Source organism: Sorangiineae bacterium MSr12523 (assembly GCA_037157775.1).
Lineage (GTDB): Bacteria > Myxococcota_A > Polyangia > Polyangiales > Polyangiaceae > Pendulispora > Pendulispora brunnea.
In genome coordinates this window covers 12338253-12359589 of the sequence record CP089982.1, presented here as the reverse complement: position 1 = coordinate 12359589, position 21337 = coordinate 12338253, and the positions used below count along the sequence as shown (strand labels likewise).

Below are 21337 nucleotides of genomic sequence, written 5' to 3'. Positions count from 1 at the left end.
GCGCAATTCGGTCCCTTGCTCGAGCAGGTGTGTCGCGAAACTGTGACGTAGGCTCGCAGGAGCCCGAGCAACCGGGGCCTGAGCATCACGAACCGCTCTTTGCGGCCCTTCCCGAGCACGCGAATGACACTCCGCGCAGCGTCAATATGAGATGTGTCGATTTGACAGCCCTCATTGATTCGAAGACCCGTCGCGTAAATCGTTGTGAAGAATACGCGATACTTCAGTATCTGCAGGGCGGCGAGCACGCGCTCGATCTCCTCCGCGCTCAGCACCACGGGTAGCCGGTCTGGAAGCTTCGGGTACGATAAAAAGACACCGCGTCGGGGCGATATACGGTTTTCGTGTAGAAGAACCGGAGCGCGGCAATATGCTGATGCATCCGTCCCGCACCAACGCCACTTAGACCGAGATGCTCGACCCACCGGCGAACTTCCTCCGAGCCCATTTCGGCTGGCGAGCGCCGTGCAAACTTCACGAAGGCCCGGATACAGTCCAGATACGCTCTTTTCGTGCGCTCCGCGTAGCCGGCCAGCTCGAGATCCTGCATCATTCGATCGCGTAGAACACCCACGGCAGCCTCCTTCGCGGCCGGTGCTTCCAACACCGCCGCTCCAAGGAGGCTGCCGCTCTTTTACCGCGGCGCTTGTCCTACACCAGACGCTGAACGCACCGTCAAGACCACCCCCGCCGCGCAGCGGCTTCGTTCAAGAAAATCACAGCAGAATCCTTGCTCTTTCCGCTGCTGAGATAGGCGCTAAGTTGAAGTGAAAGAGCACGAAGTAGACCCAGGGTTCCATGCCCTGGGTTTTTTGCTTTTGTGCAGAAAAATAGGCTCGTTTGGCGATCGGCACGTGCTGCACCAAGCGTGAGAAACGGTTGCAGAGTGCACGCGAACAGGCTTCCAAAGCTTGCAGAGGCAGCCTCTGAGGGCGCAGACACTTGCAGCACGGGACAAAGCGGTTCCAGAGCTTGGACAACTGGTTCCGTACGTCCGAAAGGCGGTCCCATAGCCCCCCGACAAGCGTCCCATAGGGTCGGACAAGGCGTTCCAGGGCGGTGTGGAAGCGATTGTCGCATCAGCATTTCTGCGGGTGAAAATGCCATCTGCGAAGGCAGCTGCAGTCCTCGCGATACAGTGGCGGCCCAGTCCGTTCTCTCGTTACCCCGTCGACGATGGCTGAAGGCCACCACCAGTCTCGGAGCCGCTTTGGAAACGACGGGGGATCACGACACGCGGCCAACGAGGTTCTGCTCGTACGCCCGCCAAGCAAATCGCCGGTGCATTGCGCAGTTAACCGGTGGGTCGCAGGTTCCCCTCCGGCCGAAGGAGCTTCTTGCAACCGTAGGAGAACATGAGGATGACCCGGTGGTGAACAGGCGGGTCCTCATGGTCCGACGAGAAAAGGGCTTCGAGTGAGTTTCACCCTCGAAGACAAAGTTGGCGAGGGTCGCCGCTGGTGGCGTGCGTTGGTCGCCAGCGGGCGATTTCGGACCTTCAGATCGAGCTCCGGGTCGAAGCGAAACGAAGCTCGTTCAACTCACTGAGTTAAACGGTTTAACTCAAACCTCCGCAAGCAAGCACCAAATGAATCCGCGGACTTGCCTCTCCCGACCGCGGGTTCGGGGTCCTCTTCGCGACCGCTCAAGAACTGGGGTCGACGCGCCGGGCTTTGTTTCGCTTTGTCGGCCGGGCACCCTCGTCGGCCCCGTCGCGTGGGCGGGCCACCGATCATTGCTTCTTCCGACGCACAAGCGACCGGCCGCTTCGTCAGAGATAGCGTCGGCACCGCGGCTACTCGGACCGGAGCACCCGCGCCGAGCAGATCGCGCTCAGCAGGCGGAGCGTCCCGCGCCAGAGCGCGCGTTCCTATTGCCCGAGCACTGAGATTCGTCGGAAGCCGCCGCGGCTAGTCTTTGCGGTCACTTGGCTCGCCGTCAACGCATAATCACCGTCCGCGCATAATGCGTATTATGCGCCGCGACGCATAATACGCATGGCCACTCGGATCATGCTCCACGTAGCTTGCCTGACCCCGCCATGCTCGCCCATACGATTCATTCGAAATGGGGAGACCAAATACCGTACACGCGCTTTTCGAAGATCATCGCCCGGCAAGGCGCACACATCCCGTTTCCACATTGAGCTCCTGGGAAAAGCTTGCCGAGCCCGTGGCGCGCGTCGTCGTCGATGCGGCATGGGAGCAGGCGGTGACCAAGTGCCAGGTGATGGGCATCGACGCAACGGGGGTCCGCATCATGGACAGCGCGCACGATCGAAGAGCCCATATCTGGGTGCTGCTTGCCGACCGCGCACAGGTCTTTTTCCGTTATTCGGCGCTTCACACCCGCGATATGCCAAAAAGCTGGCTCGATGGATTCCAAGATATCGTGGTGGCGGACGCCTCGAGCGTATACGACGACCTCTTTCGCCCGCGCTATGGGGCGACGGAGGCGGGGGGTATGGCCCATTGCAGGCGCAAGTATTTCTTTGCCATGCCGACCGATGCTCGCGCACGACCTTTGTCGAACTCGCCGACACACTCTTTGCCGTAGAGAGAGACGCCGCCAGCCTTTCCGCTGGAGATCGTCTCGCTGTACGAAAAGAGCGCTTCGCTCCCGTGATCGAGCACTTCGCCCGTGAACGCGACCGGTTGCTGGATGCTCCGACGGTGGATCCGCGTGGCCCCCTCTCGCGTGCCCTTCGATACAGTCGAAATCGTTGGGAAGCGCTCACGCGATTTTTTGACTAGTCTAGCTAACGGAAGAATCCCGCTCTCGAACAACGACATCGAACGCGAGATCCGGCATGTAACCATTGGCCGGAAGAATTGGATGCACCTGCGCTTCGACGATGCGGCGGAAGTGGCCTGCACGTGGCTCTCGCTCATCGGGTCGGCGCGTCACGCGGGCCTCGATTCCGAGGAGTACCTGCGCGACCTGTGTCGAGTCCTGCCTAAAGAGCTCCAAGCCCCCTTGGGCAAGATCACCATCCCGCCTCCGCCCAGCCAGTCCCTATAGTAGCGCTGCGCTCGATAGCTCCGTCAGTCCAGCCATCGACCCCGGCTTCGCCAACGACGCGCTGCCACTGGCCCTGACATCACTGAGCCAACGGATCGACGAGGTCCACTGCCAGGAGATCCTCGACTACTCGACCGACGACAACCACAAGATCCGCCCACCCCGGCCTACTCACCGCCATGGACCTCCCCTTGATCGCCGGACGTGGTCTGGTCTCGCTCAAGCCTGGTGTGGCACCAGCTGGTCGGTGAGGTCGCTGAGCGTCATCTGGCTGAGAATCTTCTTGGCCGGCAGCAGTACCCCGTGCGAGCGGTGCACCTCCTGGCGGAGCTGGGCCGCCATCAGTGAGTCGAGTCCCTGGCTGGTCAGGTCTCGGTCCGGATCGAGATGCTCGGCGCTGACGCGCAGGATGGCGGCGACCGTGGCCAGGAACAGTTTCGCCCGGTCCACGGGAGCCGCTGGCGCTGGCCCCGGGTTGGCTGGCGCCGTCCCGTTCCCGTTTGTGGCCACCTTTCGCGGGGGCGGCGCCGGGGGTGCTGGCCGGAGCCGCGGCGCGCTGGGCGGAACCGGGGCGACCTGGGGTGCGGGCACGGGGGCCGGCGGCTCGGGCGCGCCGTCGACGACGTCCCGCAGGAACGGGGAAGCGGCCGCGACCGGGTACGCGGCCCGCCACCGCGCCCAGTCCACCGGCATGACCACGGTGTCCCCGGCGTCTGTGGCCAGGAGATGGTCCAGTACGGCGAGCCCAGCCTCGGCGGTGAAGCCCGCCATGCCGCGCGGGATCAGGTTTCGCCCGAGTTCGGCCCCCGCCCTCGCGGCCATGCCCCGGTCGGTCCAGAAGCCCCAGTTCACCGTGAGCGCCCGGTGTCCCCGGCCGCGACGGCCACGGGCGATCGCATCGAGGGCCGCGTTGGCGGCGGCACCCGCCGCGACCTGGGGTGAGGCCAGCAGGGCGTTCCCGGAGGAGAACAGCACGAAATGGTCGAGATCGTCCGCGAAGAGACGATCCAGCACGCGGGCGCCCGCCACCTTCGGCCGCAGCACGGCCTCCAGGTCTCGCAGGGTGGTCTCACCGATCGGCTTGTACAGGAAGACGCCGGCGGTGTGGAAGACGCCCCGCACCGGTGGACGGCCGGCGGCGCGGCGGACGTCGACCAGCCGGCGCATCGACCGCTCGTCGGACGTGTCCACCGGGGCGTACTGCACCTCGGCGCCCTGGCCGCGCAGTTCCTCCAGCAGGGCCGCGAGGTCGCCGCCGTCCGGCGAGGCCGGGCCGGGCACCGAACGGCCGGTGAGCAGCAGGTGGCGGGCGCCGTGGGCGACGAGCCAGCGGGCCAGCTCGGAGCCGATGCCGCCGGCGCCGCCGGTCACCAGGTAGGTGGCGTCCGGCCGCATCGCGGTCGCTGCGGGCGCGGGTGGGCCCGCCGGGACCTGCAGGTCGATGAGCACCTTGCCGATGTGCCGGGTCGCGGCCATGTCGTCGAACGCCGAGCCGACGTCGTCCAGTGGGTAGACCTCGGCGGGCAGCGGAGCGAGTTCCCCGGCCGCGACCAGGCGCAGTATCCGGCCGAGCAGCGCCCCGGCCTGCCCGGGGTGTTCCCGGCAACGCGCGGCGAGGTCGAGGACGTGGAAGCAACCGTTGGGTGGCAGGTTGCCCGGCACGGTCGACCGGCCGTCGGGCTTGGCCAGTTCCACGTAGCGCCCGTACGGGGCGAGCAGGCCGAAATTCCGGTCGGCGGCGGCTCCGGTCAGCGAGTTGAGGATGACGTCCACCCCCGCTCCCAGCGTCGTCTCCAGCAGTGGAGTGGCGAAGTCGCCCCGAGAGTCGGCGACGTGGTCGACGCCCATCGTCCGCAGCAAGGCTCGCCGCCTCTCGCTGCCGGCGGTGGCGAAGATCTCGGCGCCCCGCCACCTGGCAACCTGGATCGCGGCGAGTCCCACGCCGCCGGTGGCCGAGTGGATGAGGACCTTCTCGCCCTCGCGGAGCGCGGCCAGCTCGATGAGGCCGTACCAGGCCGTCAGGTAGGAGACGGGCACGGTGGCGGCCTCCTTGAGACCGAGACCGTCAGGGACCCGGTGGGTCAGCCGCCGGTCGGCGAGGATCCGCGTGGCCAGTCCCGGACGGGCGACGGCGACCACGCGATCCCCCACCTGTAGTCCGCGCACTCCGGTACCGGTCGCCGTCACGACTCCGGCGGTCTCCCAACCCAGTCGGCCGTCGTCCGGACCGGGATCGGTCCCGCCGGCCTGGAGCACGTCACGGAAACCGACCCCACCGTACGCCGCGGCGATCTGCACCTGGCCGGCGGCCGGGGGACGCGCCTCGACCTCCGCGCGCACCAGGCCCGTGCGGCTGCCGACCGCCGACACGACCTCCGTGATTCCGTCGCCGCCCGGTGCGCCCGGTGCTGGGGAGCTGCGACGCAGCCGCAGGACGTACCGGGCGTCCGCCCGCAGCGCGATCTGGTCCTCGGCCGCGTCGGCCGCCTCGATCTCCCGGGCCAGCGCTGCGATCTGTGTTGTTCCGTGGGCCGGGTCCAGGTCGATGAGGGTGTGCCGGACGTCGAACAGCTCGCTCGCCGCCGTACGTCCGAAGCCCCAGATGGCAGCCTGGTCCGCATCCGGCACTCCATCACCCTTCGTGACCGTCTCAGCACCACGGGTGACGAGTACGAGCCGTGGGAGCGAGCCGTCCCATTGCACGATGGATAGCGCCCGGTCCACCAACAGCGCGCTGCCGAGCCCCAGCGGCACCGCACCCACCTGCTGTGCCGCCCGTAGGCCCCACAAGTGGACCACGGCTGCGACGCCGTCGGGGTGAGCGCGGCCGACCTCGGACAGGAGCCGGGCGTAGTCGTCGAACCGGAACGGGTCGATGCGGTACGCCCCAACGCCCGTGCGCTCGTACCTCTCGCCGGGCAGTACGGAGATCCGCGTGCCGTGCGCCGGGGCGAGCCGGGGCCCGAAATCCTCGTCCTCGAACACCAGCCAGGCACCGGTGGCCGCCCGCGGCACCGGGGCGGCGGCCGGCTTCCACCGCGCCTCGTAGAGCCAGTCGACCAGCGGGCCCGGCTGTGTCCTGCGCAGCAGCCAGCGGAACCTCAGGCCGCGGAACTCGGCCACCAGCGTGCCCTGCTCGTCGCGGATGGCGATGTCGCCGCTGAACGACTCGGCCGTCAGATCACGCCGCACCACATGGCTGTACAAGGTCCCGGTCAGTGGCCTGTGGCGGCGGAACGCGTCGACCGACGACAGGATGAAGGCGTGTTCCTCGCCGGGGACCGCCAAATCGGGCAGGGTGGCCGCGAGCACCTGCTCACAGGCGTCGAGGACAGCCGGATGGACGTGGTGCCGTTCGTACTCGGCGAGGCCGGGCGGGACGACGACCTCGGCCAGCGCCTCGTCCGCACCACGCCACACCTGCCCGATGCTCTGGAAGACGCCGTGCCACTCGTTGCTGCGAGCCGCGAGCCGGCGGTAGAACTCCGCGCCGCTGAGGTGGTCGGGAACGCGGGTGGCGATCTGGTGGGGAGTTTCCCCTGGCAGGTCCAGGAGGGGGAGGTCGGGGGACGCTTCCTCCAGCTGGCCGTGCGCGTGCCGGATCCAGCCGGTGCCATCGGCGGTGGCGATGTCGAACCTCCACAGCCGACCCGTTCGCCGCAGCGTTACCCGCAACAGCGGCGGGGCCTCCGCGGTGAGGAAGAGCGCCTGCTCGTAGCGGACGCACCGGACGACGACGTCGGTAGCGGTCACGGTGGCGCCTGCCACCGACGCCAGTTCCAGGTACGCCGCGCCCGGCAGGATGACCTGGTCCCGCATTCGATGATCAAGCAGGTAGGCATTGCGGCTAAGGTCGATGGGGCCTTCCCACCGGTGCGTGCCGTCGTCGAGGACGGTGTGCGCGCCGAGCAGTGGGTGTTCGCCAGGGACGTGCGGTTCGGCCAGCGGCTCGAACCAGAACTCGGCGCGCTGCCACGGATAGGCCGGCAGCCCCACGTACGCGGCCGGCTCGTCGAACAGCGCGCCGTGGCGCAGCGGATATCCGGCCTGGTAGAGCTGCCCGGCGGAGGTCAGCAGCGCGGTCAGGTCGTCGGTGTCGCGCAGCAGCGACGGCACCACCTGGTCACCAACGCGTTCCTGCGGCAGGCACTCCTTCACCGCCGAGGTGAGGATCGGGTGCGGGCTCATCTCGATGACGACCGCCGACCCGGTCTCGGCGGTCTCGACGTCGACGGCCGCGTGGAACCGGACCTCGTCGCGGAGGTTGCGCACCCAATAGCCGGCGTCCAGCTCCTCGCCGGTCAGCAGGTCACCGGTCACCGTCGAGCGCAGCGGCAGCTCGGCCTTGCGGGGCCGGATCGGCTCAAGGGCGGCGCGCAGCGCGTCCAGCAGGGAGTCGACCTGATTGCTGTGCGAGGCCACGTCCACCTTCACGACCCTGGCGAAGACCTCCTGCTCGGCCAACTCGGCCAGCACTTTCTCCACCGCGGGCGCGTGCCCCGAGATGATGGCGCGCCGTGGGGCGTTGCTCGCCGCGACGTCGACGTCCGGCACGTCGGCGAGTCTCCGCCGCAGCTCGTCGGCGGGCAGGTCGACGGCGGCCATGGACCCGGCGCCGGCGATCTCCTTGAGCAGCGCGCTGCGGCGGCAGATCACCGCGGCGCCGTCGGCCAGGGTGAGCGCGCCGGCGACGCAGGCGGCCGCGACCTCGCCCATGCTGTGCCCGATCACCACGTCGGGCGTGACGCCCCACGACCGCCAAAGCGCGGCCAGCCCGACCTCCATCGCCCAGAGCAGCGGCTGCACCACGTCGATCGGCCAGTCCGCCGGGTTGTCGGTGGCCAGGCGGTCGAGCACCGACCAGCCACGCTCGGCGCGGACGTGCCGGTCACACTGCTCGACCGTTTCCCGGAAGACCGCGGAGGTCCGCAGGAGGCGGAGCCCCATTCCGGCCCACTGAGAGCCCTGGCCGGGGAACACGAAGACGGTCTTCCACGCGGCGCCGGGGTTGGCGACGACGACCGGCCGTCCCTTGCGAAGCTGCCGGACGACCTGGTCATGATCCAGGGCGAGAACGGTCATCCGGTGTCGGTGATGGGTGCTGCGGGTCAGCGCGCTGAAACTGACGTCGCGCAGAGTGTGCCGGCGGCCTTCCCCGTCCGGTCCGAGGAAGTCCGCGTAGGCGTCGGCGAGTTCCGACAGCGCGGCGGGCGTATGCGCCGACAGCGCGAGCAGGTACGGCCGGTGATCGGCGGGCGGCGGTACGACCGTGGGACGGTGCTCGCCGAGCACGACGTGGGCGTTGGTGCCGGAAATGCCGAACGAGCTGACGGCGGCGTACCGGAGAGTGCCGTCGCGGCCCCAGTCGCGGGTGGCCTGCGGGATCTCCACCGCCATGCGGTCCCAGTCCACCGCGTCGGTCAGCCGGCCGCTGTGCAGGCTGGGCGGGATCACACCCCGCGCGACGCAGAGCGCCGCCTTGATGACGGCCGCGATGCCGGCGGCCGCCTCGGTGTGGCCGATGTTCGTCTTCACCGAGCCGACCAGCAGGGGGTCCGCGGGGGTGCGACCCGCTCCGGTGCCGTACACCGCGTCCAGGCCGCGCAGTTCGATCGGGTCGCCGATGGGTGTGCCGGTGCCGTGCGCCTCCACGTAGCCGACGACCCGCGGGTCGACGCCGCCGCGGGCACAGGTGTGCCGCATCATGTCGATCTGGGCGGTCTCCGAAGGGGTCATCAGGTAGCCGCTGCTGCGGCCCTCATTTTCGACCGCCGAGCCGTGGATGACCGCGTAGATCCGGTCCCCGTCCGCTTCGGCCCGCGCCAGCGGCTTGAGGACGACGACACCGACGCCGTCACTGCGGACGAAGCCGTCGGCGCCGGCCGCGCCGAACTTGCACAGCCCGTCCGCCGACAGCATGTCCGCCTGGGAAAACGTGATGCTCTCCTCCGGGGTGAGCACCAGGTTGACGCCCGCGGCCAGCGCGAGGGTCGCCTCCCCGCTGCGCAGCGCGGCGCACGCCTGGTGCACGGCGACCAGCGACGACGAGCAGGCGGTGTCGACGGAGGTGCTCGGCCCGCGCAGGTCGAAGAAGAACGACAGGCGGCCGGACAGGACGCTGCGGGAGGTCCCGATGTTGGCGTAGATGTCCAGCGCCCCGGCGGCTCGCAGCAGGTCCCAGTACTCGGCGGTGCGCTGCCCGACGACGACCGCGGTCGGGCTTCCGGCCAACTGCTCCAACGTCAGTCCCGCGTCCCGCACGGCCGCGGCGGCGGTCTGGAGGAGTAGCCGCTGCTGCGGGTCCATGTGGCTGGCCTCGCGGCCGGAGATGCCGAAATAGCGGGCGTCGAAGCCCCGGATGTCGGGCAGAAAGCCGCCGCGGCGACTGATGGTCCGTCCTGGCGTGCGCGGGCGGGGGTCGTGGAAGGTGTCGATGGGAAACCGGTCGGCGGGCACGTCGGTGGTGGCGTCCACCCCGTCGAGCTGCATTTTCCAGAACGCCGCGACACCGTCCGCGCCGGGGAACTCGCACGCCATCCCCACGATCGCGATCGGTTCCATGGCCACCGGGTCCTTCTGCCGCGTCAATGCGCGCCTCCTCCTGGTGACGTCGCCAACACCTCGTGTCCGGTCGATCCCCGTGCCCAGCGAGGCACTTCGGTGATGGTGAGGATCACCGCCATGGCCGACCATCCCGGAGCGCCACCGAAGATCAGGACATGGTCGCCCGCGTCGAGCTGGCCGGAGCGGAGAAGATGGTCGAGGGCGATGAATTGGTCGTTGGACGAGGCGTGCCCGATTCCGCAGCCGAACTCCCACTGCGAACGGGAGACGTCCAGGCCGAGCGGCTCCATCATGCAGTTGCGGGTGGTCGCCTCGTCACCGTTGGGCACGAGGACCCAGCGCAGGTCCCCGGCCTCGACGCCGGCCTCGTCCAGGGCGGCGAACGCCGTCTCCGAGCAGGCTTTCGCGATGCCCTCGGGGACACTCATCCCGCCGATCTCCCGCACGCGCTCGTTGAACTGCTGGGCGCGTGCCACGGGGTCGATCCGCCGGCCCGCCGATCCGGTGGGCGGGAACAGCGGCTCGTCGCCGCGCGCCATCCCCTCGAACTCCGGATAGACCCGCGAGACGACCGCGTCGACGCTGGCGAAGCCGGCGACCGGGCTGACCACGACCGAGCTGGCCGCGTCGGCGCCGACCACACCCATCGAGCCGACGTCCCACCGGTTGATCAACGGCGAGTTGAAGTTGTCCGCCGTGCTTAGCAGGATGTCCGGACGGCTGGCCGGCTGGTGCGACAGCAGGGCGGCCGCCAGTTGGAGACCGCTGAGCATGCTGTTGCACCCGTTACGGATCTCGGTGCCGCCTGCCCCCGTGATGCCCAGCTCCCGCATGATGTACGCGGCCGGCGACCACAACTCGGGCCCCTGGTAGAACGCCGAGCAGTGCAGCACCGTCCCGATCGCTGCAGCACCGCCGGGGGACCGGTCGAGTGCCGTCCGCGCGGCGCACACCGCCATTTCCGGTGGCGACTCCGACCCGGCGACCCGAACACCGCGCAGCTTGCTCTCGGCGTAGGCCGTGGCGTCGTACAGGCCCGAGGCGACCGCCTCGGAAGCGGGGTACGCGGGTGGCAGCCAGCACCCGAGACCGGACAGGAACACGTTCGCCGGCCTCATGCGGATCCCTGGCCGGGACTCAGGGGCGTTCGCCGTCGTCGTCCACTCAGAATAGGCATCTCGACTCCTGGGAGACGCGAAGATTGCCCAGCTTGGAATGCCAGAGATGGGTCGGATCGGCCTCGACGGCCGCGAGGAACTCGCGCATCGCGATCAGCGCGGGCGGTTCCTCGTCATCGTAGACGTCTCCCTGCAACAGCTTCAGCACGCCCACGCGATAACGGGGGTCCTGTACGAACGCGGTGAAGAGGATGTTGAGCCGGTAGTAGATCGAAATGAACTCGTACCAGTTCGACACGCCGCGCCGGAGCCTGCGGACGTAGGTGTCGAACCGGTGCGCGCGGAAGTCGCCGGCCGCCGCCGCGGCGATGATGTCGACGCAGGCGAGGCGGGCGCTGTTCATCGCGACCGACACACCGCTGGAGAAGATCGGGTCGACGAACCGGGCGGCGTCCCCGACCAGGAGCATCGAGTCGTCGGCGACCTTGCGCATCCCGTAGCTGTAGTCGCCCTCCGATTTGAACGGACGCAGCCTCTCGGTCTGTTTGAGCGCGTCGAACAGTTCGGGCCGGCTCGCCACGGAGTTCCAGAAGAACTGTTCGAGGTCGTCCTTTGCTTCCTTGAAACGGGACTTCTGCGTGACGACACCGACCGAGGTGATGGTGTCCGTGATCGGGATCTGCCACACCCAGGTATCGTGCAGCGGGAGGAAGTGGATGAAGATATAGTCGGCCCGATGACCGCTGTCGGTCAGCGCGGTCCGGTCGAGACCCTTGAACCAGCTGTGCACGGCGTACTGGTTGAACTCCGGGTCGGGCACCTTCACCTTGAGCTGACGGCCGAGTAGTGTCGAACGGCCGCTGGCGTCCACCACCATGCGGGCGCGCACCGGCGTACGGGTGGGCCCCATGCCGACGTCGAGGACCGGGCGGTCCCGGTCGGCGAAGTCGACCTGGTGCACCCGGACACCGCAGAACACCTTCGCGCCGAGGCTCTCGGCGTGCTTGAGCAGGATCAGGTCGAACTGGCCGCGGTCGACGTGAAAGGTGTAGTCGCGGTCGACGCCGAGTTGCTCGCGCTCGTTGAACAACACGTCGGCGGTGCCGAACCCGTGTTCGTGCACGCGAAATCCCAGCGGGTCGATCCCGTCGCCGTTCGCCGCCGTCCAGGCCGCGCCGTACTTGCGCGGAAACCCGGCCGCCTCGATCTTGTCCATGGCCCCGATTTCGAGCAAAACCGGTGTGGTCGCCGGCACCAGCGACTCCCCGACGTGCTCCCGGGGGAACATCTCACTCTCGAACACGGCCACGGACAGTCCGGCCTTAGCCAAGTAGGACGCGGTGGTCGAGCCGGCCGGTCCGCCGCCGATCACCGCGACGTCGAAGTCGAAGTCCCGGCCGGTCGTCGCTGGGGTGCGGCTCATCTCGCGGGCTCCTTCCCAAGAGCGATCGCGCTGGTCAAAGTGGCGCGCAGGCTGGCGACGAGATCCGTGATGCGGTCGATGTTGTGGAAGTTCTTTCCCGTCATCGCCAGGGGCGGTACCCGCACCTTCAGATCGTCCCGGAGCCAGGCGATGAGCCGCGCCGTACGCAGCGAATCGAGGATCCCCGCTTCGAGCAGCGGCGTCGTGGCGGTCAGCCCCTCGCGTTCGGTGGTGGTGGCCAGCTCGTCGCGGACGAAAGCCAGGATCCGGTCGTGTAGCTCGATGTTGTCGGACTCGGTGTTCTCGGACATGGTTGCTCGCCTTCGGGGTCGGTGGGTCAGTCGTCGTGCCGGGGTGGCGGCGGGTTCTGGGCGATCGCCCACTCGGTGGGCAGCTCGACGGGTGCTCCGTCGTCACCGAGTTGGGTGGTCTGCAAGGTGTTCTCACCCGAGGCCACGACGTGTAACCCCCCGCGGGTCAGCAGCGCGTCGAGCTGCCTTTCCTCCCCGAGCAGGGCCGGTGTACCGAAGCCGAAGTGGCGGCGCAGCCGCTCGAACTTCTCCGGTTCGGGTCCATCGGCCTCGAACAGCGACTGCACCACCCAGCGGGTCCGGTCCGTCAGCTCGTGCGCGACGAGGTGGCCGCCTCGGCCCAGCAGCTCACGGATGCCTTGCAGCGCCTGGCCTCTGGCGTCCGGCGGAAGCTGGTGCAGCACCCCGCGGACGTAGACGTTCGCCTCACCCAGCTCCGCTCTTAACGCGGCGACCTCGCGGAAGTCGAGCAGGTCGATTCGCCGGTACTCGACGTTTTGGGCGGTGTTGTCGCGCCGGGCCAGCGTCAACGCCTGTTCGGCGATGTCGACACCGACGACCCTGGCGAACGACTCGGCCAACCGCGCCGTCTGCCGTCCACTGCCGCAACCGAAGTCGATCATCGGCAGGGAGGTGTCGAGGTAGGGCCGGCCGTACTGCAGGTGGATCGCGACCGCTGTCGCCGGTGGGGAGTCCCACAGCGCGGGTTCGTCCTCACGGGCGAGTTCACCCCAGTACGCTTCCCAGCTCCGCGCCAGTTCGGTCACTGTGTCCCCCCGTTGGATACGGCGGCCGCCAGCTCGCGGGCCAGGCGGGCCCGGTCGACCTTGCCGTTGGCGTTCAAGGGAATCTCGTCAACGAGGTGCAGGGAGTCGATGAGCATGTAGCGCGGCAGCCGCTCGGCGCAGTGCTGGCGCAGTGCGGCCAGTCCGGGCTGGCATCCGGTCCTTGGCCGTACCACGGCGTGCAGCCGGGCGTCGGGTCCCACCCCGGTCGCCAGCACCACAGCCCGTTCGACCTCCGCCCGCAGCGACAACGCGGCCTCTATTTCGCCGGCTTCCATCCGGTGGCCGCGAATCTTGAGCTGGTCGTCGCGCCGCCCCAGGTAGTGCAGTACGCCCTCGGCGTCGCGCTGACCGAGATCGCCCGTGCGGTACGGCCCGCGGTGCGGCCCGCGTCCCCAGTAGCCGAGCATCACGGTGGGGCCGGTCACGACGATCTCCCCGTCGCTGTCGAGTTCCACCGTGTTACCGCAGGCGGAGTGGCCGATGGGCAACGGGCTGGTGCGCGTCAGGTCGGCCTCGGTCACTTCGTACGAGGTGCAGACGTTGGTCTCGGTCGGTCCGTACCAATTGAACATTCGTACCGACGGCCAGGCCGCGCGAAGCCGTTGCACCGCGGCCAAAGGGAATGGTTCGCCCGCGAAGACGCACACCCGCATGGCGCCGTGGTCTCGGTCGAGCAAGCCACCGGTGTCAATCATCTGGAGCAGTACGGAAGGGACCGAGTACCACACGGTGATCGCGCGCTCGCGCACGAAGTCGACGAGCAGCGGGGCGACCTGCGCGAGGGTTTCCGGGATCAGGTGGACACTGGCACCGGCCAGGAACGCGGCGTAGAGGTCGAACACGGACAGGTCGAAGTTGAAGGACGCGTGGTTGGCCAGCCGGTCCTCGCGCACCACCCCGGCGGTGAGCGCGGCCCACTCGACGAACGCCACGGCGTTGCGGTCGGACAGAACGACACCCTTGGGCGTGCCGGTGGAACCGGAGGTGTAGAGGATGTACACGGGGTCGTCGGGAGCGATGGGCGCGGCCGGAGGCGCCGTGTCGCCACGGAACCCACGCAGTTCGGCCGGCGTGACCGAGTCGATCCCCAAGTCGATCCGCCGATCGGTGATCAGCAGGACCGGGGCACAGTCCTCGACGATGCGGGTCACGCGTTCGCGGGGATTGGAGGGCGCGACGGGAACGTAGACCGCGCCGATCCGCAGTACCGCCTGCATGACCACGACGAGGTCCGCGGTTTTCTCGGCCCACAACACCACCCGGTCACCTGGACGGACACCACGCGCGTGCAGCGCCGCGGCGGACATGGCGGCGCCGGCGTCGAGTTCCGCGTAGGTCAGTTCCGCGTCGAGATCGGCCACGGCCAACGTGTCCGGGTGGCGACGGCTGGCGACGGGCACGAGGTCACGGAGGTTCACAGGCCCAGCTCCCGTGCCACGATCCGGCGCTGAATGTCTGACGTGCCGGAGAAAATCGTGGCGGGCATGCTGTCCCGCAGTACCAATTCCACCAACTCGTCGCGCAGATAGCCGGCGCCACCGAGCAGGTTCACCGCGTCGAGCGCCGAGGCCACGGTGCCCTCGGAGATCGACAGCTTCGCCATCGCCGCCCACCCGGCCTCGGGTAACCCCTCGTCGAGGGCCTCACAGGCCCGCCGCAGCAACAGCCGGCCACTCTCCAAACGCATTTTCATGCCGACGATCCGGTCGGCGACCGCCTGGAACTGGCCGATCGGCTGACCGAACTGACGCCGCTGCCGGGCGTGGCCTACGCAGCGATCGAGCAGCCGCTGCTGGAGGCCGACGTACAGCGCGAACAGGCAGCCGCGCTCCCACGACATCGAATGGCCGAACACCGCGGCGCCCGCGCCGGCGGGCCCCAGGGTCCGCTCGTCCGGTACGAAACATCGCTCCAGGCGCAGCGGCCCCGCGGGGCAGGACCGCAGGCCCGCCTTGTCATGCGCTGGGCCGGGGTGCACCCCGTCGTCGGCACGTTCGACCAGAAACGCGGTGATGCCGAGGTGCCTGGCCGCCGGATCGGTCGTCGCGTAAACCAGATAGACATCGGCTACCGGACCGTTGCTCACCCAGGTCTTCGTCCCGTCTAGCAGGTGACCGCCCTCGACGCGGGTGGCCGTCGTGGCGAGCCGGGACGTGTCGGAACCGGCGTCGGCCTCGGTCATCGCGTTCCCGGCGATCGCCTCACCGGCACACATCGCGGCGAGCCACCGCTCGTGGACTGCTGTGGACCGGAACTCGGCCAGTGGCATCGCGCAGGCGAAAAGCTGTGCCGCCGCGCCGAACAGCATCCCGGTGTCGTGACAAACCTCGCCCGCGACCTCGAACATGGCGGCCGTGTCCACCGCGCTCAGGCCACCTCCGCCCAACTCCGCCGGAACCGAGGCACCCAGCAGGCCAAGCCGGCCGAGAAGCGCCCAGTCCTCCCGGGTGTAGCCGGGCCGGTCCGAGGTGACGGTGACCGGAAACGCGGCTCGCAGCTTCTCCCGCAGATCCCGCGCCGGCGCCGGCGCCGGCGCCGGAGAGAAACGCGAAGTCGTGGTCACGCGGCGTCCTCCGTCCACTTCGGAGTCCGCAGGATCTCGAAGACCGCACAGGCGATGTTCAACCCCGGGCCGACGCCGAGCATCAGGAAATGATCGCCCTCGGTCAGTTCACCCCGCGCGAGCAGGTGTTCCAGCCCCACGATCTGGTCACTGGCGCCGATGTGTCCCACGGTCCTGCCCTGCTCCCACGTCGACCGGGACAACGGCAGCCCCAGCGGGATCATCGCGCGGCCCTCGACCCGCTCACGCGATCCGTTGACGTAGCCGACACGGGTGACGTCGGCCATTTCGATCCCCGACTCCTCAAGGGTCCGAGAGACGATCTCGTCCTGGGCGGCGACCAGCCGCAACGGCCCGTCGTCGCCAATTGGGCGGGCGTCGAGCCAGTTCTGTTTGCTGTCGCTGAAGTTCAACGGCCTGGCCAACGTCGATCCAGGTGGGAACAGCGGCGCCGAGTCGCGGTGCATTGTCTCGTACTCGGGCAACGTGACGGCGTTGATCGCGCACAGGCGGGCGAAGCCCTCGTCACGGGTCAACACCATCGCGGACCCGGCGTCACCCATGACGAAATGCGGGCTAAACCGCCACCGGTCCAGCAGGGGTGAGTTGAAGTTGTCCCCCGAAGTCAGCAGCGCGAGGGTATGCGCCGGACTTGCCATGAGGTGGGCGGCGCCGAGTTCCAGCGCACTAAACATCCCCATGCAGCCCTGCCGAACCTCGGCCGCCGTCGCCTTGGAGGCACCGATTCCACGTTGGACGTAGTACTGCGGGCACCATCCGTGCGGACCCTGGTGCCACACGCTCACGTAGAGCACCAAGGTCAACTCGTGCCCGGCACGGCCGGCGCGATCGAGGGCGGTCCGGGTGGCCCGCAGGGCGAGCTCCGGTGCCGGCACGTCGCCCGCGTCGGTCACGCTTTGGATGCCGTAGCGCTGTGCCGCCTGCGCGTCGATAAGTTCGTCCCGCACTGCCTGGCCGATATCGACGACCGGGGGCAGGAAGCTGCCCAGGCCCGCGAGCGAAACGCCATCAACTTTCACGGCGAGCTACCTCCAAGATGATGGCTATCATTATAGCTAAACCGCATTTAGTCAAACCGCATTCGACTCGCCACCGGAAAACTGAAATACCTTCAGGGTGACACGGTCACCGATTGGCAGATCTTGATCAATCGCGCTGCGAGTGCAGCTTACGTCGGGGAAGGCTGATACGTCACACGACTAGTCGTTCGAGGGCGGTAAGCGCGAGTACGATCCCGCGCTTAACCGCGATCTTGCCGGAATTTGCCTCAACGTACCAATGAACGCACATTGCGCAATGTGCTCTTTGCCTTTCTCGTCAAGCAGTCCACCCAAACGTTCGAGCGGTGCACCGACATTCGAGTAATGGAAACGATGTGTGGCAAGTTCGCCAGCTGTCGAGACCCACTCTTCCCAAATTCGCGCCCCGTCTTGATTGAACCCCGTCACGAAGAGCGGAGCTGTCCACGCACCTCGGACGGACGATAGCGGCCATCGTATCTTTTCAAGTACGGAAGTCAGCTCGGCAGGAGTAAAATGGTCTCCGTTCGCTCGCTCAATCTTCATGACGCGAGTAACCGCGAATCCGCCAACACTCTTGAGCCCGTCAAAGGCACCGTCGTCCAATCCTCGATCGCCAAGGTCCAACTGTCTACTTTGCCTTCTTGATAGTATCTGTGCGTGCGGTAAAAAAAATGGGGAGCACACACGTAGCGAAATGCATTTCCGATACCGTGTCTGACAGCGAACCGGCAACTCTCTGCGATAGCACCGCATGGAGCCCTTCATCATTCAGGCTATTCAACCAAGCGTCGAGTATCCAGCCGTTCCCGAGGCGAATCTTTGGTTTATCGTCGAGGCTTAGACTCTCGACCGGGGTTGAGAACGTGATTGCGATGTGGAACGAAGGTCTCGGTAGCCAACGAAATTCCACGTAACCCGCGCCTTTAGCCATTCTTCTCGGCGCAAGGCTTCGCGCGGCGCTGTTCCTCGGTGGATGCCTCATCGCAGCACTGGTATATTTGGGACGTGCCTGCGCGAGAAATGGGACTTGGTGGGCATCCAAATGCTTTACGCACTCATCTATTTCGTTTTGGCCGCGCGCGTGGCGGATGCCCGGCTGTGCATCGACGCCTTCCGTAGCCCGCGTTGACTACCCGTTTCGCTTCGACCCAAGGCTGGATCTGAAACTCCGGAACCGGCTCGCGAGCCCCAAACGGTCACCCTCAATCCCAGGTCATCTCGTGCTTGGCGACCTTGCTGCTGAACTCCAGCGAAGTCTTGAGCCCCAGCTCCGGATAGCGCTTTTCCATGGCTGCCATCAGCGCCGCCGAGTTTTCGGCCTTCGCGGCCTCCGCGTCGAACACTTTAATGTAATCGCGCGTGAATCGCACTGCGCTAATATCGAACTTGCTCCCTTCCAGGTAGTGCCCGGGCACCACGGTTCGAGGCTGGAGCTGCTCGATCCGATCCAGCAGGGCCAGCCAATTCGCCCTGGCGCCGGGCGCTTCGGTGTCGGTCATCCACACGTGCACGCCGCTGAAGACCACCACGCCACCCACCACCGCCTTGAGTGATGGGATCCACAGGCAGGTGCGGTCGGGGGCCGCGTCCAACCCGAGCACCTCGATCGCGTGGCCTTCCAAGGTGATCTTGCTCCCGTCCAGCGGCTCCGGCACCACGATGCGCTTCGGTGCATCCTCCTTCAGGATGGGGCCCCAATAACCGAATTTGTGCTTTTCCGTGGCCTTGATGCGCTCGACGGTGGCGCGGGTCGCCACGATCTTGGCAGCCGGAAAGGCGTCCTGGAGCGCGTCGAGCCCGAAGTAGTAATCCGGATCCGCCTGGCTGATGTAAATCGTCGTCAGCCGTTTGTGTGACGCCTTGACGGCGTCGACCAGCTTCAGAGCGTCCTTGCGGGCAAACTGCGCATCCACCAGTAGCGCGTCATCGCGACCGGTTACCAGGATGGACGTCACCGGAAACATGGCCTTCACGCCCGGGTTGTAAGGCACGAGCGAAAGCGAGGGCTCCGCCCCCGCGCCGCCGGGGCTGGAGGCTCCGGGGGCAGACGGGGAGGCGCAGGACAATCCAGCGACCGCGAGCGATATCGGCAAGAGAGATGAACCAAGCTTGTACATGACTGGCCTCGATGGGTTGGGATGGCATGCTGATCATGGCTCACGGCACGGCGAAGCGAAGTGCGCCCATCGAGAACTCAATGTAAAGTAGAAGTTGACGATGAGATCGGCCGGTGGTCGCGAGATAAACCTGAATCGTTTGGTGGTGTTCGCGTCGATCGTGAGCGCCGGCTCCTTCACCGCGGCCGCGCGTGAGCTGGGGTTGACCAAGGCGATGGTGAGCCAGCACCTGGCGCGTCTGGAAGAAGAGCTGGGGATCACCTTGATGCTCCGCACCAGCCGCAAGATGAGCCTGACCGAAGCTGGATTGACCTTTCACCCAGATTGCGTGCGCATCCTCGCCGAAACGCAGGCCGCCATCGAGCGCATCTCGCAGGATCGGCAAGCGCTGGTCGGCACCTTGCGCCTCACCAGCACCACCGATTACGGGGTCACCGTCCTGGGGCCCGCGCTGGCCGAGTTCATGCGCAGGTATCCAAAGTTGTATGTCGAGCTGGTGCTCAGCGACGAGATACGCGATCTGGTGGCCGAGCGCTTCGATCTATCGATCCGCGTGGGGTGGCTGCGTGACTCCAGCGCGCACGCGATGCGTCTGGCTCAATGCCGCCGCTGGGTGGTGGCGTCACCGACCTATCTTGCCCTGCGCGGCACCCCGCGCGAGCCCGGCGAGCTCAGCGCGCACGATTGGATCGCGGCCCCCTTGCTTCCGGCCCCATCGACCTTGACGTTCATCGGCAACAACGGAAGCCGTCACGCGGTGCGGGTGCGCCCGGTGGCGGAGGTCAACAGCGCCAGCGCCATTCGCGAGTTGATTCTGAATCACGTGGGGCTCTCGGCGCTGCCCGAGTATCTGGTAGCCGACGACATCCGCGCCGGTCGATTGGCCCTACTCCTCGGCCCTGACTATCGATTGCGCACCGCCGGCATCTATGCGGTTTATCCCAGTCAGCGCGCGCCGGCCAAGGTGCGGCTCCTCATCGACCACCTTCGCCAACGCCTGGTGCCCGGCCCGGAGTGACCGTTTCGCGCATCGATGGCGCCCTCGAACACCCCCTGGGCGACCGAGAAACGGGGAGACGAAGGTCCTGGTGGTGAGCGCAGTTGAACGAGCGACAGATGCTCCCAGGTCGTCGGCTGGGCGCGCTGGGCGTGGGCGATGCGCGCATGAATCGAGAGCAGCGCGGCGCGCGGCATGGAGTCCTGCAACCCCGACCACGCCGCCAGACGGAACGACTTGGGCCCCATCGGCAATCGTTCGGCGAGCGAAGCGACCCAGCGCGTGAACCCCAGATCTCGGTCTCCCACCGCGATGAATCCGTCGACTGGGAGCAGCTCGGCGGCGAACAGGCGGTCTTCCTCCCCCTGCCGCAGGCGCACGCCGCGCGCGCGGGCTGGGAGTGGTCGAACGCGGAGTCGTTCGCGAGGTGGCTCTAGGGCGTGCGAGGGAGTTTCCCTCGCCCATCCGTTGGGCTCCATGCCTTACGTAGAAAAGTGACGAATGCTTTGACCGCCGGGGCGCTGCAGCGCTGTCTCGGGTAATAGAGAAACCAGCCCGGATGCAGGGCGCACCACCGCTCGAGCAAGGCCACGAGGCTCCCCTGCTCGAGAAAGGGTTGCACGCGGTAGTCGGCCCAAAAGGCGATTCCGACCCCTTGAAGTGCCGCGGCCAGTGCCAAATCCTTGTGTGAGGTGATGAGCGGCCCCTCCACCGCCACGGAAAACCACTGGCCGCCTTTGAAGAATTCCCATTTGTACAGGCCTTCGGTTCCAGGCTGCCGCCAATTGATGCATCGATGATTGCGAAGATCGGCGGGGGACTTGGGCGCGCCGTGGCGACGGACATACTCGGGAGAAGCGACGGCCAACGTGCGGAACGGCTTCCCGAGACGAACGGCCAGCATATCGCGGTCCACCGATTCGCCGAGACGCATGCCCACGTCGAGGCCTTCTTTCACGATGTCGAGCGAGACCTCGTTCACCGAAATGTCGAGCACCACATCAGGGTGGCACGCGTTGAACTCGCCCAGGATCGGCTCGATGAAGGTCTGCACCGCAAGCCGAGGCGCATGCAGACGCACGGTGCCGGCGACCTCGTCGCGCCGCTCGAGAGCATCCGAAACGGCAGCGTCCATTTCGAGCATGGCCGCGCGAAAGCGGGTGTAAAGACGAACCCCGGCTTCCGTCGGCGCGACACTGCGCGTGGTGCGAACGAGAAGCGGCACGCCGAGGCGCGTCTCCAGCGAGCGAATCGTCTGGCTCAAGCTGGAAGGCGCCATACGGAGGGATTCGGCGGCTCGCACGAAGCTTTGACGGTCGACCACCGCGACGAACGCCTTTAATTCCGCGAATTCAGCCCCGCGCATTATACCACCTTGGCCTCATAACCCGT

15 protein-coding genes are annotated in these 21337 nt (G+C 67.3%); 4 read left to right on the top strand and 11 right to left on the bottom strand.

All coding sequences use genetic code 11. The features are described 5' to 3' along the window. Positions 1-268: 268 nt before the first annotated feature. On the bottom strand, positions 269-607 hold the full coding sequence (locus LZC95_48880) for a phage integrase N-terminal SAM-like domain-containing protein (GenBank protein ID WXA94350.1): 339 nt from the start codon (positions 605-607) through the stop codon (positions 269-271). 1535 nt (positions 608-2142) lie between these two features. Between LZC95_48880 and LZC95_48875 the strand changes: the two genes are divergently transcribed. Both LZC95_48875 and LZC95_48870 read left to right on the top strand, forming a co-directional pair. Next, positions 2143-2556 (top strand): transposase, encoded by a 414-nt coding sequence (locus LZC95_48875; protein ID WXA94349.1) that lies wholly within the window; start codon positions 2143-2145, stop codon positions 2554-2556. 279 nt (positions 2557-2835) lie between these two features. After that, positions 2836-3021 (top strand): hypothetical protein, encoded by a 186-nt coding sequence (locus tag LZC95_48870; GenBank protein WXA94348.1) that lies wholly within the window; start codon positions 2836-2838, stop codon positions 3019-3021. 219 nt (positions 3022-3240) lie between these two features. Here the strand turns inward: LZC95_48870 and LZC95_48865 are convergent, their stop codons facing one another. The 9 genes from LZC95_48865 to LZC95_48825 form a co-directional block, all read right to left on the bottom strand. Beyond that, positions 3241-9609 carry an SDR family NAD(P)-dependent oxidoreductase gene (locus LZC95_48865; protein WXA94347.1) on the bottom strand — a complete coding sequence of 2123 codons (6369 nt, stop codon included), beginning with the start codon at positions 9607-9609 and terminating at the stop codon, positions 3241-3243. Beyond that, positions 9606-10703: a ketoacyl-ACP synthase III family protein gene (locus tag LZC95_48860; GenBank protein ID WXA94346.1), complete on the bottom strand. Its 1098-nt coding sequence runs from the start codon at positions 10701-10703 to the stop codon at positions 9606-9608. Before LZC95_48860 ends, LZC95_48865 begins: the two co-directional genes overlap by 4 nt. Before the next feature lie 46 nt (positions 10704-10749). Next, entirely contained in the window at positions 10750-12126 is a 1377-nt protein-coding gene (locus LZC95_48855; protein ID WXA94345.1) for an FAD-dependent oxidoreductase, read from the bottom strand. Then, the gene (locus tag LZC95_48850) at positions 12123-12437 is read right to left on the bottom strand and encodes an acyl carrier protein (GenBank protein ID WXA94344.1); all 315 of its coding nucleotides are present in this window, start codon (positions 12435-12437) and stop codon (positions 12123-12125) included. Before LZC95_48850 ends, LZC95_48855 begins: the two co-directional genes overlap by 4 nt. 26 nt (positions 12438-12463) lie before the next feature. Continuing rightward, complete coding sequence (locus tag LZC95_48845; GenBank protein WXA94343.1) at positions 12464-13204, bottom strand: class I SAM-dependent methyltransferase; 741 nt, start codon at positions 13202-13204, stop codon at positions 12464-12466. Beyond that, positions 13201-14586, bottom strand: a complete 1386-nt coding sequence (locus tag LZC95_48840; protein WXA94342.1) for an AMP-binding protein — start codon at positions 14584-14586, stop codon at positions 13201-13203. Before LZC95_48840 ends, LZC95_48845 begins: the two co-directional genes overlap by 4 nt. A 53-nt stretch (positions 14587-14639) precedes the next feature. Further along, positions 14640-15788, bottom strand: a complete 1149-nt coding sequence (locus LZC95_48835) for an acyl-CoA dehydrogenase family protein (GenBank protein WXA94341.1) — start codon at positions 15786-15788, stop codon at positions 14640-14642. Next, complete coding sequence (locus tag LZC95_48830) at positions 15785-16828, bottom strand: ketoacyl-ACP synthase III family protein (GenBank protein ID WXA94340.1); 1044 nt, start codon at positions 16826-16828, stop codon at positions 15785-15787. The genes LZC95_48835 and LZC95_48830 overlap by 4 nt, the downstream gene beginning before the upstream one ends. Positions 16829-18033: 1205 nt before the next feature. After that, positions 18034-18948 carry an MBL fold metallo-hydrolase gene (locus LZC95_48825; protein WXA94339.1) on the bottom strand — a complete coding sequence of 305 codons (915 nt, stop codon included), beginning with the start codon at positions 18946-18948 and terminating at the stop codon, positions 18034-18036. A gap of 100 nt (positions 18949-19048) precedes the next feature. Here LZC95_48825 and LZC95_48820 point away from each other — a divergent pair, with 100 nt between their 5' ends. After that, on the top strand, positions 19049-19966 hold the full coding sequence (locus LZC95_48820; protein WXA94338.1) for a LysR family transcriptional regulator: 918 nt from the start codon (positions 19049-19051) through the stop codon (positions 19964-19966). Positions 19967-20064: 98 nt separating this feature from the next. Then, positions 20065-20382 (top strand): hypothetical protein, encoded by a 318-nt coding sequence (locus LZC95_48815; protein WXA94337.1) that lies wholly within the window; start codon positions 20065-20067, stop codon positions 20380-20382. Here the strand turns inward: LZC95_48815 and LZC95_48810 are convergent. Then, complete coding sequence (locus tag LZC95_48810) at positions 20379-21311, bottom strand: LysR family transcriptional regulator (protein WXA94336.1); 933 nt, start codon at positions 21309-21311, stop codon at positions 20379-20381. The two genes, LZC95_48815 and LZC95_48810, sit on opposite strands and share 4 nt — an antisense overlap. Positions 21312-21337: the final 26 nt, after the last annotated feature.